The sequence below is a fragment of the Terrimesophilobacter mesophilus genome (assembly GCF_014200375.1).
Taxonomy (GTDB): domain Bacteria; phylum Actinomycetota; class Actinomycetes; order Actinomycetales; family Microbacteriaceae; genus Terrimesophilobacter; species Terrimesophilobacter mesophilus.
This window is the reverse complement of the sequence record NZ_JACHBP010000001.1, coordinates 194,166-208,185: the sequence shown is the minus strand read 5'-3', so window position 1 is coordinate 208,185 and position 14,020 is coordinate 194,166. Positions and strand designations below refer to the sequence as shown.

At 67.2% G+C, this 14,020-nt stretch carries 16 protein-coding genes; 8 read left to right on the top strand and 8 right to left on the bottom strand.

Annotated elements, in window-relative coordinates; translation table 11 throughout:
* The first annotated feature begins 31 nt into the window (after positions 1-31).
* Genes BKA04_RS01005 through BKA04_RS00995 form a run of 3 tightly spaced genes read left to right on the top strand, consistent with a single transcriptional unit; the run spans position 32 to position 2,794 of the window.
* Positions 32-1,546, top strand: a complete 1,515-nt coding sequence (locus BKA04_RS01005; RefSeq protein ID WP_104094749.1) for a glycosyltransferase family 39 protein — start codon at positions 32-34, stop codon at positions 1,544-1,546.
* Entirely contained in the window at positions 1,543-2,316 is a 774-nt protein-coding gene (locus BKA04_RS01000) for a polyprenol monophosphomannose synthase (RefSeq protein ID WP_104094748.1), read from the top strand. Before BKA04_RS01005 ends, BKA04_RS01000 begins: the two co-directional genes overlap by 4 nt.
* Before the next feature lie 4 nt (positions 2,317-2,320).
* The gene (locus BKA04_RS00995; protein ID WP_104094747.1) at positions 2,321-2,794 is read left to right on the top strand and encodes a GtrA family protein; all 474 of its coding nucleotides are present in this window, start codon (positions 2,321-2,323) and stop codon (positions 2,792-2,794) included.
* Here the strand turns inward: BKA04_RS00995 and BKA04_RS00990 are convergent.
* Positions 2,753-4,519 (bottom strand): DEAD/DEAH box helicase, encoded by a 1,767-nt coding sequence (locus BKA04_RS00990; RefSeq protein ID WP_104094746.1) that lies wholly within the window; start codon positions 4,517-4,519, stop codon positions 2,753-2,755. The genes BKA04_RS00995 and BKA04_RS00990 overlap by 42 nt on opposite strands.
* Before the next feature lie 58 nt (positions 4,520-4,577).
* Positions 4,578-4,847, bottom strand: a complete 270-nt coding sequence (locus tag BKA04_RS00985) for a GlsB/YeaQ/YmgE family stress response membrane protein (protein ID WP_104094745.1) — start codon at positions 4,845-4,847, stop codon at positions 4,578-4,580.
* Between the two features lie 160 nt (positions 4,848-5,007).
* Here BKA04_RS00985 and BKA04_RS00980 point away from each other — a divergent pair, with 160 nt between their 5' ends.
* Positions 5,008-5,787: an SGNH/GDSL hydrolase family protein gene (locus BKA04_RS00980; protein ID WP_104094744.1), complete on the top strand. Its 780-nt coding sequence runs from the start codon at positions 5,008-5,010 to the stop codon at positions 5,785-5,787.
* An 11-nt stretch (positions 5,788-5,798) separates the two neighbouring features.
* Here the strand turns inward: BKA04_RS00980 and BKA04_RS00975 are convergent, their stop codons facing one another.
* The 3 genes from BKA04_RS00975 to BKA04_RS00965 are packed head-to-tail and all read right to left on the bottom strand — an operon-like array spanning position 5,799 to position 8,996.
* Entirely contained in the window at positions 5,799-6,902 is a 1,104-nt protein-coding gene (locus BKA04_RS00975; protein ID WP_104094743.1) for a fatty acid desaturase family protein, read from the bottom strand.
* A 44-nt stretch (positions 6,903-6,946) separates the two neighbouring features.
* Positions 6,947-8,164, bottom strand: a complete 1,218-nt coding sequence (locus BKA04_RS00970; RefSeq protein WP_221233993.1) for a D-alanyl-D-alanine carboxypeptidase family protein — start codon at positions 8,162-8,164, stop codon at positions 6,947-6,949.
* A 19-nt stretch (positions 8,165-8,183) separates the two neighbouring features.
* Entirely contained in the window at positions 8,184-8,996 is an 813-nt protein-coding gene (locus BKA04_RS00965) for a TrmH family RNA methyltransferase (RefSeq protein WP_232841913.1), read from the bottom strand.
* Here BKA04_RS00965 and BKA04_RS00960 point away from each other — a divergent pair.
* From BKA04_RS00960 to BKA04_RS00950, 3 genes are read left to right on the top strand one after another with little or no spacing between them, the layout of a single operon-like run.
* On the top strand, positions 8,986-9,843 hold the full coding sequence (locus BKA04_RS00960) for an NAD-dependent protein deacetylase (RefSeq protein WP_104094741.1): 858 nt from the start codon (positions 8,986-8,988) through the stop codon (positions 9,841-9,843). The genes BKA04_RS00965 and BKA04_RS00960 overlap by 11 nt on opposite strands.
* A 31-nt stretch (positions 9,844-9,874) precedes the next feature.
* Positions 9,875-10,516 (top strand): histidine phosphatase family protein, encoded by a 642-nt coding sequence (locus BKA04_RS00955; protein WP_104094740.1) that lies wholly within the window; start codon positions 9,875-9,877, stop codon positions 10,514-10,516.
* Positions 10,516-10,977 carry a YbaK/EbsC family protein gene (locus BKA04_RS00950; protein WP_104094739.1) on the top strand — a complete coding sequence of 154 codons (462 nt, stop codon included), beginning with the start codon at positions 10,516-10,518 and terminating at the stop codon, positions 10,975-10,977. Before BKA04_RS00955 ends, BKA04_RS00950 begins: the two co-directional genes overlap by 1 nt.
* Here the strand turns inward: BKA04_RS00950 and BKA04_RS00945 are convergent.
* Positions 10,970-12,028, bottom strand: a complete 1,059-nt coding sequence (locus BKA04_RS00945) for a glycosyltransferase family 4 protein (protein WP_104094738.1) — start codon at positions 12,026-12,028, stop codon at positions 10,970-10,972. The genes BKA04_RS00950 and BKA04_RS00945 overlap by 8 nt on opposite strands.
* A complete protein-coding gene (locus BKA04_RS00940; RefSeq protein ID WP_104094737.1) occupies positions 12,025-12,927 on the bottom strand; it encodes an alpha/beta fold hydrolase in 903 nt (300 codons plus the stop codon). The genes BKA04_RS00945 and BKA04_RS00940 overlap by 4 nt, the downstream gene beginning before the upstream one ends.
* Before the next feature lie 66 nt (positions 12,928-12,993).
* Here BKA04_RS00940 and BKA04_RS00935 point away from each other — a divergent pair, with 66 nt between their 5' ends.
* Positions 12,994-13,698 carry an exonuclease domain-containing protein gene (locus BKA04_RS00935; RefSeq protein ID WP_408646422.1) on the top strand — a complete coding sequence of 235 codons (705 nt, stop codon included), beginning with the start codon at positions 12,994-12,996 and terminating at the stop codon, positions 13,696-13,698.
* Positions 13,699-13,716: 18 nt separating this feature from the next.
* Here the strand turns inward: BKA04_RS00935 and BKA04_RS00930 are convergent, their stop codons facing one another.
* Positions 13,717-13,968, bottom strand: a complete 252-nt coding sequence (locus tag BKA04_RS00930) for a type B 50S ribosomal protein L31 (protein ID WP_104094736.1) — start codon at positions 13,966-13,968, stop codon at positions 13,717-13,719.
* Between the last annotated feature and the right edge of the window lie 52 nt (positions 13,969-14,020).

Below are 14,020 nucleotides of genomic sequence, written 5' to 3'. Positions count from 1 at the left end.
TTCACCCACTCCGGCCGAGCACGATCAATGTGTGGCCATCACCTACCCGTGGCGTGCGGATGTCGAAACCGTCGCTCCTCCGTCATGGCGCACGTGGTCGATCGCGCGGATCTCGACGGTGTTCGGCGTCCTCGCGTTCTGCGTCTCGTTCGCCGGGTCGTGGATTCCCTCGTTCTGGGGAGATGAGGCGGCGAGCGTCATGTCGGCAGAACGCTCGCTGCCGTCCCTGTTCGCCATGCTTCAGCACGTGGATGCCGTGCACGGCACCTACTATGTGCTCCTTCACTTCTGGATCGACCTGTTCGGAGCGTCCCCGCTCTCGGTGAGATTTCCGAGCGCCGTCGTCGCGGGACTCGCCTGCAGCGGCGCGGTCGTTCTCGCGAAGATGCTGTTCACGCGCCGTGTGGCCGTCATCGCGGGCGTCGTCTGCCTCCTGCTGCCCCGGTTCACGTACATGGGGTCTGAGGCGAGGTCCTACGCGCTGTCAGCGGCCGTGGCGGTGTGGCTGACCATCCTGTTCGTCCGGTTGATCGCCGCGCAGTCGGCCGGCATCGTGTGGTGGGCGAGCTACGCGGTGGGTCTCGCCCTGGGCATCTACGTCTTTCTCTATGTCGCCCTGATCGTGGTCGTCCACGGCGTCCATCTGCTCGTCGTCGACCGGCAGGTGCAGCAGTGGTCCCGAGTGTGGAAGCGGTGGCTGGCCGCCACCGCGGCCGGTCTCCTTCTCGCGGCCCCCGTCCTCGCGTTAGGCATCGGAGAGCGGCACCAGATCGCGTTTCTCGCACATCGGACTCGGGTGAGTTTCGGTCTCGTCGTCGCCGGACAATGGTTCGGCAACGTCTGGCTCGCCGCCCTCTGCTGGGGTCTCATCGCGCTCGGGTGCGTTGCGATGATGGCCGCAGTACGCTGGCACGGCGTGGCGCTCATGCTCGCCTGGTGCATCCTTCCCACCGCGATGCTGCTCTCGGCGAACGCCATGCTGCTTCCGCTTTATTCGAACCGCTATCTCTCGTTCTGCGCGCCGGCCGCCGCGATCCTGGTCGCGGTGGGTGTCGCAGCCATCCCTCGGCACTGGATGCGGATCACGGCCCTGGCTGCGCTCATTGCGCTCGCCATTCCCGGCTACGTGGCCGAGCGCACCGTTTTCGGAAAGCCGGGCCACAGCGACTGGGCGGCCGTCTCCGCGATCATCGCGCAGAAGGCGAAGCCGGGGGACGCGATCGTCTTCGACAACTCCGTCAAGCCGTCCTGGCGGCCCCGCCTCGCCATGCATGTGTACCCGGATGACTACCGCGCCGTGGACGACATCGCGCTGCGCACGCCCTACGAGCTCAGGAAGGGCCTGTGGGACGCCGTGTATCCGCTCCAGGACATCGCGGGCCGCTTCGCCGGCGTGTCCCGGGTGTGGTCACTGGAGACCACCAGGACCGACATGGATTCCGTCGACTCCGACCTCCACGTCCTCGAGCGGGACGGCTTCACCGTCGAACACGTCTATCCCGTCCACCGCACGATCATCTACGAACTCGTCAGGAGCAGGTCATGAGCGGCACGCTCGTCATCATTCCCACCTACAACGAACGCGAGAACCTCACGGCGATCGCGGTTCGCGTCCTGGCCCAGGCTGCCGTCGACCTCCTGATCGTCGACGACGGCTCCCCGGACGGCACCGGTCTGATCGCCGATGAGCTGGCCGTCGCCGATTCGCGCGTGCACGTGCTCCATCGGCCGAGCAAGGGCGGTCTCGGTGGTGCGTATCGCGCCGGATTCGCGTGGGGCATCGAGGCCGGGTTCGACATCCTCGTGGAACTCGACGGCGACGGTTCCCACCAGCCGGAGGAACTCGATCGGCTGCGTGAGCGGATGCCGGGAGCGGACATGGTCATCGGGTCCCGCTGGGTGGCCGGAGGGTCCGTCGTGAACTGGCCCTGGCGCCGGAGGGCCCTCTCCCGCGCTGGGAGCCGGTATGCCCGCGCCGTGCTCGGTCTCCCGTTCCGGGACGTCACCGGAGGCTACCGGGCCTTCTCGGCGGAGGCATTGGCGCGCGTCGGGTGCGCGGATGTCGCGAGCCAGGGCTACTGCTTCCAGGTGGAGATGCTGCTGCGCGCGTGGCAGCACGGACTGAGGATCGAGGAGGTCCCGATCACGTTCATCGAGCGCGAGCACGGCTACTCGAAGATGAGCGGACGGATCGTCATCGAGGCGATGATGCGGGTGACCCTGTGGGGGATGTCGGGGCTGCCCGGTCGGCTCGCCGGCATCCGGAGCGCTTCGCCCCTGCACGCGATGCGCCGACGGGTGAATCATGCACAGTGACTGGATGCGCAGTGACCGCATGGCCGCCGTGGTCCGTGAACTCGCGAAGTTCGGCATCGTCGGCGGAATCGGGTTCGTGGTCGACGTCTCCGTGTTCAACATCCTGCGCGTCGGCTTGTTGGCGCCGGCGGCCCTTCACGACGGGCCGGTCGTGGCGAAACTCGTGTCGACGACACTCGCCATCGCCGTCAACTGGGCCGGAAACCGGCTGTGGACGTTCCGGGACCGGCGCGGAGCCAATATCGTCCGCGAGGGGGTGCAATTCGCCCTCGCGAGCATCGCGGGCCTTCTCATCTCCGTCGCCTGCCTGTGGGTGTCCCACTACCTGCTCGGGTTGACCAGCATCCTCGACGACAATGTCTCGTCCAACATCATCGGACTCGGGCTGGGTACCGCGGTGCGATTCGGCCTCTACCGGTGGTGGGTGTTCGGCACGTCACAGGCTGCCGCGCCTCAGCAGGTCGATTCGGGCCTGTAGCTGGGCGACGCTCGCCTGGGGCACCGGTGGTCCGCCCGCCCTGCGGCGCAGGTCCGCGTGAACGTGCGCGTGCGGCATCCCGGATCGCTTCGCCTGGATGGCGACGAGACTGTTCAGGAGCGAACGCTGCTCGCGCAGTGTTCGATAGAGAGGTACCGGCGCCTGTGCTCCGCGCCCTGCGGTCCTTCGCGACTGTCGCGCCTGCCGCTGCAGGAGCAGCTCGCGAACCTGCTCAGGTTCCAGGAGGCCCGGAATGCCGATGAAGTCGAGTTCCTCTGGCGTTCCCACTTCGGCCGCGAATCCGAACTCGTCGCCCTGGTACAGGGCTCGGTCGAACCTCGCATGCGACTCGATGGGGGCGAACTCGAACAGCGCAGCATCCGCACTCGCACCCTCGACCCGATCGGCCGCCGCCTGCGCGTCATCGTCGAGCAGTTGGTCGAGCGTCGCATCGGGGCGATCGAGGGCGTGGTCCCTCTCACGTTCGAGCTGAGCACCGAGTGCCAGGAGCGAAGGCACGCTCGGGAGGAAGATCGTCGCCGTCTCCCCCCTGCGCCTCGCGCGAACGAACCTCCCGACCGCCTGGGCGAAATACAGCGGAGTCGACGCCGACGTCGCGTAGACGCCGACGCCCAGACGCGGGATGTCCACGCCCTCCGACACCATGCGCACGGCGACCATCCAGCGGCTGGTCCCGGATGCGAACTCCGCGATGCGACGGGAGGATGCCTTCTCGTCCGACACCACGAGGACCGGATCGGCGCCGGTGATCCGCCGAAGCGCCGCCGCGTACCCGCGCGCTGCGTGCTGGTCCGTGGCGATCACGAGCCCACCGGCATCCGGAACGGACTCCCGCACCTCGGTGAGTCGGATGTCGGCCGCTCTGAGCACCGCGGGGATCCAGTCCCCCTGCGGGTCGAGCGCGGTCCGCCACGCCTGGGCGGTGACATCCTTCGTGTCGCCCTCCCCCAGTCCCGCCTCCATCTCGTCGCCGGTTCTCGTGCGCCAGCGCATTCTGCCCGCGTAGGCGAGGAAGATCACGGGCCGCACGACACCGTCGGACAGCGCGCGGCCGTAGCCGTAGCCGTAGTCAGCGCGCGACGTGCGAATGCCGTCTTCGCCCGGGTGATAGCTCACGAACGGGATCGGTGCCGTGTCGGAGCGGAACGGGGTGCCGGTCAGCGACAGGCGCCGTGTCGCACCCCCGAAGGCCTCGCGGATGCCGTCACCCCAACTGAGCGCGTCTCCTCCGTGGTGGACCTCGTCCAGGATGACGAGGGTCCGCGAACTCCCGGTCATCCTCGCGTGGAGGGCAGGCCGAAGTGCGACCTGTGCGTAGGTGACCGCGATGCCGTGGAAGTGTCGAGCCTGGGCGCCCTGGCTGTTGCGGAATCCGGGATCCAGGTGCACGCCGACTCTCGCCGCGGCATCCGCCCATTGATGTTTCAGATGGTCGGTGGGTGCGACGACCGTGACCCGGTCGATGGCGCGCCGGGCGAGGAGCTCCGTCGCGAGGCGCAGGGCGAAGGTCGTCTTGCCGGACCCCGGCGTCGCGGCCACGAGGTAGTCTCGCGGCTCGTCCTGGAAATAGCGTTCAAGTGCTTCCGCCTGCCAGGCGCGGAGTTTCTCCGCGGTGCCCCGTGCCGCGCGCTCCGGGTAGGACGGTGAGAGGTGTTCGGCTGCCGACGTGCCAGGGGGAAGGCGAAAATGGGCGTCGGAACTCACTTGACAAGACTCTACCGCCCGGGGCCGACAACCCCGGCGACGGTCGAGCCTGTGTCGCTCAGCTCCTTCTCGAGCGGCTGCGGGTGATGAACCCCCAGATGAGGAGAACGATGATGGCGCCGATGATCGCGATCAGCCACGACTGGATCGACCAGAAGTCGTCGTACCCGATGTTGAAGATGAGCCCCGCGAGCCAACCGCCGATCAAAGCGCCGATCAGGCCGAGGATGAGTGTCGCGATCCAGCCGCCGCCCTGCTTTCCCGGGAGGATCAACTTTGCAATGGCACCTGCGATGAGTCCGAGGATGATGAAAGAAAACCAGCCCATGAGGACCTCCCTGTCGATCGTTCAGGGCCGCCGATGTTCGGTGACCTGAAGTAAAGCTTCGCATGCCCCCCGATTGGGGGGCAACTCCTTTTCGCGTGTCGTGGGCGGACACGAACCGAAGGATTATCCGCTCGACGCCGGAGTGGGGCAGTCTTGAAGGATGAATCCGCAGCATCCGTGGTCCCGATACGTCGCCATCGGCGATTCGTTCACCGAAGGCATCGGCGATCCAGAACCGCGCAGCGCGGGCGGCAACCGCGGCTGGGCCGACCGTGTCGCCGAGGTCCTGAGCGCGAAGACCGAGGACTTCGCCTACGCGAACCTCGCCATCCGGGGCCGCCTGCTCCAGCAGATCATCGACGAACAGGTCGAACCGGCGCTCACCCTTCGCCCCGACCTCGTCACGATCTCCGCAGGAGGGAACGACATCATCCGGCCCGGCACGGACCCGGATGACATCGCGGATCGACTCGAGGGTGCCGTCGAACGTCTGCGGTCGGACAACGCGACCGTCGTCCTGTTCAACGGGCCGGACATCGGGATGACACCGGTGCTGCGCCGCGCACGAGGAAAGGTCGCGATCTACAACGAGAACCTCCGGGCGATCGCGCAGCGGCACGATGCCGTCATCGCCGACATGTGGGCGCTTCGCGAACTGCGCGACACCCGGATGTGGGCACCGGACCGGCTGCACTTCTCCCCCATCGGACACCACACGATCGCCAGGATGGTGCTGGAGTCCCTCGGGGTGGGCAACGAGCTAGAACCCTATGTCCCGGAGCCCATGCCGGCCACGACGTGGCGCCAGGCGCGCGTGGAAGACCTCGGGTGGGCGCGGGAGTATCTCGTGCCCTGGGTCATCCGGCGGATCCGGCACCAGTCGTCTGGCGACGGCATCAGCCCGAAACGGCCGGAACCGACCGGACTCGATCACGGCTGACGCTCGACCGGCTAGCGGCCGAACTGTACGGCAGCGGGGCAGTCGAACGGATCGGCTCCTGCGGCAAGCCCGACCCGGTTGAGGTATCTGGTCACGATCGCGTAGGACTCGATGAGCGACGTCTGCGTGTACGCGATCCGGTGGGTCTGGCAGTATTCGCGGGCGATCTCCGCTGCGCGCGCGAGGTGCGGGCGCGGCATGTTCGGGAACAGGTGGTGCTCGATCTGGTAGTTGAGTCCGCCCATGAACGAGTCCATGAGCCAGCCGCCCTTGATGTTCCGCGAGGTGAGCACCTGGCGGCGGAGGAAGTCGACCTTGCTGTCGTGGGGAAGGATCGGCATCCCCTTGTGGTTGGGGGCGAAGGAAGCGCCCATGTAGACGCCGAAAACGGCCAGCTGCACCCCCAGGAATGCGAACGCCATCCCGACCGGAAGCACGAGGAAGATGACAGCGAGGTATGCTCCGAGCCGCGACAGGATCATGGTGAGCTCCGTCCAGCGCTTCTCCACTTTCGCCCTGCCGAGCACGGTGCGGAAGCCGTGGATGTGGAGGTTGACGCCCTCGAGCATGAGGGCGGGGAAGAACAGGTATCCCTGTCGCCGCGTCGCCCATCCGTAGAGCCCCTTCGCCCGTGACGCATCGGTCTCGGTGAAGGAGACGAAGTCGCGCTCGATGTCCGGGTCTTTTCCGAGGATGTTCGGATTGGCATGGTGCCGACTGTGCTTCGTCATCCACCACGAATAGCTGATGCCCACGAAAAGGTTCGCGAGCGTTCGCCCCGCCCTGTCATTGAGCGGACCAGACGCGAAGACCTGACGGTGGGATGCCTCGTGCGCGAGAAAGGCGTACTGGGTCAGGATGATCCCGAGGGCGCCGGCCATGAGCAGCTGGAACCAGCTCTGCCCGAGGAGGACGAATCCGGCGATCGTTCCGGCGAGCGCGAGCGTGATGATGCCGAACACGACCCAGTAGAAGCCCGTTCGACGCCGAAGCAGGCCGGCATCCCGCACCGTGCGCAGGAGGGCGGAGTACGCGGTGGTCGGGTGCTCGCCTGAGCCACCGGGCCGGGTTTTCGTGAACGTGACGACGGGGGCGGAGGCAGGTGTGTGTGTGATGGGTCGACTCTACGGCACGAGCCTGTGAATCGCGCCTGCCACGCTCAGCCGAATGGATGTGTGAGCCGCCACCATGGGCCGGGGTCGCCCAGGACGTCGTCGAGTGCGAGCGGGACGGTCACGATCGAGGTGCCCACCGTGTAGGTCACCGACCCGACGCTCTGGCCCACCGCCCCATCCCTGACCGCCTCCGATGTCGAACGAACCGTGACCTTCGTACCCGCCCAGGCCAGAACCGATCCGTCCCTCGTCGCCACGGCCCGCGCGCTCTGCTCCCACGGTGTCGAGTACGAGTAGAACGGTTCACCGGCCGTCACGAGCGGCAGCTCCCTGAACCCGGCCTTCGCGCTCGAGAGCAGTCTGCGAACAGCGACATCCAGCGAAGGGTGATCAGTACCGCCGAGAATGACGCCCACGAGTGTCACGGAGTGCTCGCCGACCTGGATGGTCGAGGAGAACAGCAGGCAGGCTCCAGCTTCCGGGAGAGTCCCGGTCTTGATGCCGTTGATGCCTCCGTTGCCCAGCAGCGCGTTCGTGTTCGCCACCGTGCCGATGTACGGGAGCGTCACGGATCTCGTCGACACGATCGTCGACACGACGGGATCGGCCAGCGCGAGTTTCGCGAGCTCGATGAGGTCTCGCGTCGTGCTCTTGTTCCCCGGATTCATGCCGCTGGAGTCCTGCAGAGTGGTCGAGGTGAGCCCCTTCTTCGCAAGCCAGTCCGCCGCGGCCGCGAGGAATGCCCTCTGGGATCCGAACGCCCAGGTCGAGAGGCTCTCCGCATAGTTGTTCGCCGAGGCGATCAACACGACCTGGAGCACCTGCCGCTCGCTGAGCTTCAGTCCTGCGCGCACCGGTTTCACCTCGCCATTGCGGGCGAGGTAGCTGCCGTACAGTGCGGCGTCCGCTGAGGTCATGGTGAGAGTCGGGCCGTCGGTGCCGTCCGCGATGGGCTTCTTCGCCAGGACGACGAGACTCGTGATGACCTTCGTGATGCTCGCGATGGTGCGGGGCTTCTGCGAGCCCCCTGTCGCGAAGACCTCGGGGAAGCCGACCGCACCGACCGCGCTCGCGCCGTAACCCGGCCAGTCGAGCTCTACGGCCGGATTCTCCGGGGCGGATGCCGTGATCGCGTCGGCCTGCGCCTCCGGCAATGGCGCAAGAAGCGTCATCGGCAGGTAGAACGCCGTCGCGAGGACGATACCGAGGCCGCCGAAGACGGTGATCCGTCGTCGCACGTAGGTTCGGCGGCTGACGGGCATCAGTCCATGATAGGAGAACTCAGCGGAGCGCCCAGAGCGCCACGGCGCTCGCTGCGGCGACGTTGAGGGAATCTATGCCGCCCGACATCGGGATGCGCACCGTCACATCCGCTGCGCGAAGCGCGTTCCGGCTGAGGCCGTCGCCCTCCGTGCCGAGGAGGAGGGCGATGCGCTCCGGTGCGGCGGATGCGAAGTCGGCCAGGTCGACCGCATCCTCGAGAGCCAGTGCAGCGATCGTGAAGCCCGCGCCATGCAGGACGTCTGCACCCTCCGGCCACTCCGGCAGCCGCGTCCATGGCACCTGCAGCACGGCGCCCATGCTGACGCGTACGCTCCGACGGTAGAGCGGGTCGGCGCAGCGGGGCGTCACGAGGACGGCATCCGCCCCGAGCGCTGCGGCGGTCCGGAAGATCGCACCGACGTTCGTGTGGTCGACGACGTCTTCGATCACGACGATCCGCCTCGCTGCGGCGATGAGGTCGGAGACCTGCGGCAGTGGCGGCCGCATCATCGACGCGAGCGCACCGCGATGCATCGAGAAACCCGTGGTCGACTCGAGCGTCTCGGACGAGCCGACGTAGATGGGGATATCCAGGTCGGCGACTCCTGGCCCGCTCAGGATCGGCACGAGGGCGTCGAGCCACTTCTCGAGGAGGAGGACGGATCGGGGCCGGTGGCCGGCCTCGATCGCCCGCGCAATGACCTTCGAGGATTCGGCGAGGTACAGGCCCTCTGCCGGTTCCGTGACGCGACGCAGCGCGACATCCGTGAGATCCCGGTAGTCCCGCAGCAGAGGGTCGTGCGGATCGGAGATTCGGATGATGCGGGGCACACACGGAAACATATCCGATGCGCTGAACGTTGGGCTGAGTGTGGATACGATCGACGACGTACTGGACATCCTCCGCGGACGGCGGATCGCGGTTCTGACCGGCGCGGGGATCAGCACGGATTCCGGCATCCCGGACTACCGCGGCGCCGGGACGGTGCGCAGGACCCCCATGACGTTCCAGCAGTTTCTGGGCAGCGAGGAGAGCCGCGCGCGGTACTGGGCGGGAAGCCACCTCGGCTGGCGGCGGTTCATGTCCGCGCAACCGAATGCAGGGCACCTCTCCCTCTCCGCACTGGAGCGAAGGGGCGCCGTCACGGGAGTCGTGACTCAGAACGTGGACGGGCTCCACCGACGTGCAGGCTCCAACCGGGTCGTCGAGCTGCACGGGTCGATGGGCACCGTCGTGTGCGTGCGGTGCGGTCAGGAGTTCGGACGAGGCGAGATCGCGGAGCGACTCACGGAGGCCAATCCCTGGCTCGAACTGCCGGCTGATGTCGTCCTCCAGCCGGACGGCGACGTCGACACCGACCGCCTCGACGGTTTTCGGGTTCCCCCCTGCCCCAACTGCGGCGGAATCCTGAAGCCCGACGTCGTGTTCTTCGGCGAACTCGTCCCCCGTCCCCGTTTTCATGCCGCGATAGAGGTTGTGAAGCGCTCCGACGCACTGCTCATCGCCGGCTCGTCCCTCGCGGTGAACTCCGGCGTTCGGCTGATGGATCACGCCACGAGGCGCGGATTGCCCGTCGTGATCCTCAATCGCGGCGAGACGAAGGGTGACCAGCGGTCCACCGTTAGGCTGGAAGGTGGAACGTCGGAGCTTCTCGCGGCCATCGAGGCACGCTGGTGAGGCGTGATGCACCCGCAGGAGGAGGACGCCCGTGAGCTTGCTGTATCTCGTGCGCCACGGCGAGACGGAGTGGAATCGCCGGCATCGCATCCAGGGAAGCACGGACATCCCGCTCAACGCCACCGGGCGCGAGCAGGCCGCGCACACCGGTCATGTGCTGGCACGCAGGCAGTGGGATGCGATCTACTCGAGCCCTCTCTCCAGGGCTCTCGAGACAGCGATGATCATCGCACCGCTCGTGGGGCTCGAACCGCCTCAGACGGTCGCAGCGCTCGTCGAGCGCAACTATGGGGAGGCTGAGGGGCTCACGGATCGCGAGGTGCGACTGCGCTACCCCGGAGCGACGCCGGTGCCCGGCAGGGAATCGCGAGAGGAGGTGGCAGCGCGGGTCGTCCCCGCGTTGATCGAGCTCGCCGCGGATGGGACGGACCGACGGATCATCGTCGCGACGCACGGTGCGGTCATCCGAACGGTGCTGCTGTCCGTGGACGCCCCGATCGAGCGAGGGGTCCCGATCACGAACGGATCGGTGCACAGCTTCCGGCACGTGGGCGGAGCACTCGAACTCGTCGAATTCGACGATCCCATCGAGCTCGACTCCGTGATGGCGGGCCAGGAGGACTTCGACGAGCAGAACGCCCTGGAGGAACGGGAAGAGACGGAGACCCGCTGATGTCGAACGCGGAGCAGAGATTCATCGAAGCGGCAGCGGCATTGGGGTTCACCGCCGATGTCCGCACCATGGACCAGAGCACCCACACCGCACAGGAGGCTGCGGCTGCGGTCGGCTGCGATGTCGGTGCGATCGTCAAGAGCCTCGTGTTCCTGGCCGACGGGGCACCGCTTCTCGTGCTCGTCTCCGGTCCGAACCGCGTCGACACGGATGTCCTCGGACGCGAGCTCGGGGCGGTCATCGAGAAGTCCGACGCGAAGCGGGTCAAGGCGGAGACCGGCTACTCCATCGGCGGTGTTCCGCCGTTCGGACATCCGGTGACGCTGCGAACCGTCATCGACCCGGACCTGTTGCGCTACGACGACGTCTGGGCAGCGGCCGGATCGCCGACGGCGGTGTTCCGGATCGACCCCGACGCGCTGCTGGAGCTCACCGGCGGCGCCGTGGCGAACATCAGCTGACCGCGAGCGACTCCACGAGCGCCAGGAGTCTGGCCGCCGAGCGGTCCCAGGTGTAGTTCGCGGCGTGCCCCGGCCCCGCGGAAGACAGGCGCTGCCACACCTCGTCGTCGTCGAGCGACAGGACCGCACGAGCAATGTCACTCGGGTCGTGCGGGTCGAAGTACACCGCTCCCGGCCCCGCGACCTCGCGGAAGACCGGGATGTCCGAGCAGACGACCGGGGTGCCCATCGCGAGTGCCTCGATGACGGGTATGCCGAACCCCTCCTCGAAGGACGCCGTGACGAGGGCCGTTGCACGTGAGAGCAGCCGGGCGTACTCCTCGTCTGTCACGCCGTTCAGGAACTCGATCGCCCCGTCCGGCGCGAGTGCGGAGTACCGTGCGCGATCCCGGTCGCTGATTCTGCTGAGAAGCTGCAGCCGGTAGCCGGGCAGGTCCCTGAGCGCCGCGGCGAGCGACTCGACGTTCTTGTACGGCATGAACGAACCCATGTAGACGAGGGTCCTGTCCCGTTCAGCGGTGCGGCGTTTCGGCGCAGGATCCACTGCGCTGCTCACGACGGTGATCGGCCGAGTCGTGAGCCTGCGCTCGAGGATCTGGGCCTTCGCCGCCTCCGTGCCGGTGACGATGGCGTCGGCCCGATTCAGGACGAGCCGCTGCGGCCAATAGGCCAGGTGATAGATGCGCCAGCCGAGGCGGATGAACCACGGGAGGTCCCTCGGCGGCGTCGGGTTGTTGTAGTAGATGAGATCGTGCAGGGTGAGAATGAGCTTGTAGCGCCGCCCGAGAGAGCCCATGGTCTGCATCGGGCTGAAGACGACATCCGGGCGGGCTCGATTCACGGTGCGCGCGATCCACGGCTCCGTGAGGCTCGTCGGGTCCGACCCCATGATCCACGGCAGGTCAGGGAGCATGTCCAGCTGCCTCGCGTCGCTGATGAGCATCGTGACCGGGTGGAGGCGACTGAAGGCCTCCACGACTCCGGCCGTGTACCTGCTGATCCCGTCGTGTCTGCCGATGCGCGTGTACCGGCAGTCGAAGATGAACTTCACGAGCGTGGAAGCGCGTCGACGAAGTCGCGGATCGCGTCCGCCGCCCGATCGGGCGCCTCGTAGTGGATGAGATGGCCCACTCCCCCGAGGACGCGCAGGCGTGCGTCCGGGATGCTGCGCTGGAGGGTGTACTGGGCGGAGATCGGCGTGATGTCGTCGAGTTCTGCCGCCACGAGGAGCGTGGGCACGGCGATCCGGGCCGCGACGCTGCTCACGTCAGCACTGATCGAGGCGTCGAAGGCCTCGACGACCGTGTCCCGGTCGGTGAAGCGATTGAAGTAGGTGTGGTGCTCGCGATCGATCCACTTCTTCAGCGCCTTGTCCCTGGTCTTCGTGAGCGCTGAACTCATGAACTGCACGACGAGCCAGTTGTTCAGCAGTGCATAGCCGAGCCTGCGTGGCAGCTTCGCCGCTGCCCGGTAGTAGGCGACGGTGAGCCCGGTGGCGAAGCGTCGAGGGCCGTCGAGCCCGGATATCGCGATTGGGTTGATGAGGATGAGCGCAGGGGTCCGCATCCCGCCGGCCACGGCAGCGGAGGTCACGATCGTGCCGAAGGAGTGGCCGAGGATGATGGCGGTTCCGGTGACTCCGACCCTCTCGGCGAACTCCCTGAGCCACTCGCCGTATCCGGCGATGGAGTGCGAGGTCTCGGTGAGCGGGGTGGACTCGCCGAACCCGGGAAGGTCGGGGCTGATGAAACGGTAGCCGGGAAGGTGGGCGATGACGGGTTCGAGCCCGTGATGTTCTCCGCGGTACCCGTGGACGACCAGGATCGTCCAGACTGCGTCGGCGTCGCCGTACTCCCAGTACCGGGTGGTGCTGCCGAGAACCGAGACCTCCTTCTGCTCGACGGGAATCGTCGCGAGACGCGCGGCATAGGGTGAGGCGACGGCGTTCATCACCTCCAGTGTAGGCATTGGCGCTGCACGGCATCCAATGACACCGGCGCCCCATAGTCTGGGGACGTGACGGAAATTCCCCAACCCCAGCCCTGGTACAGCACGCTCGCGGTCTTCGACCTGGAGACGACGGGCATCGACGTCGCGACGAGTCGTATCGTCTCCGCGAACGTGAGTGTCATCGATGCGGGCGGTGCGGTGATCGAACGGCAGGACTGGCTCGCAGACCCCGGAGTGGAGATCCCGCTCCAGGCGAGCAACGTGCACGGGATCACGACGCAGCGCGCGCAAAGCGAGGGGATGCCGGCCGCAGCGGCGGTCTCCGAGATCGTCGCAGCCATCCGGTCGGTGCTCGCGCGCGAGTTGCCTCTCGTCGTCTTCAACGCGCCATACGACATCACACTCCTGCGCCACGAGGCGATTCGTCACGGCGTCGAGCCCCTGGTCGATCCGTCCCCCATCGTCGATCCCCTCGTCATCGACAAGGCGATGGACCAGTACCGGCGAGGCAAGCGGACCCTCGAGGCTGCCGCTGTCGAATACGGCGTGGAACTCTCGGATGCGCACGACGCCGGAGCGGATGCGATCGCCGCAGGGCGCGTCGCGCAGGCCATCGCCCGCCGGAACCCGGATCGCCTCGAGGTCTCCGCGCGAGAACTCCACGGCCTGCAGGTCGAGTGGAGTGCGCAGCAGTCAGCGAGCTTCGCGGACTACATGCGTCGGACGCACAACCCGAACTTCGTCGAGACGTCCGGATGGCCGGAACGCTAGATTGAGCAGAGCGTCAGCTCAGCTGCCGAAACCCTTGTACCGGGTGTTGAACTTCTCGACGCGTCCTGCGCTGTCGAGGATGCGCTGCTTGCCCGTGTAGAACGGGTGCGACTCGGAGGAGATCTCGACGTCGATGACCGGGTAGGTCGAGCCGTCCTCCCACTCGATCGTCTTGTCGCTCGTCACGGTGGAGCGCGTCAGGAAGGTCGCCCCGGAGGCGAGGTCGCGGAACACGACGGGCGCATAGTCGGGGTGGATGTCAGACTTCATGGTTTTCCTGGGCTTTCCTGTACGTGCTGGGGCGTGGCAATCCGAAAGGGCC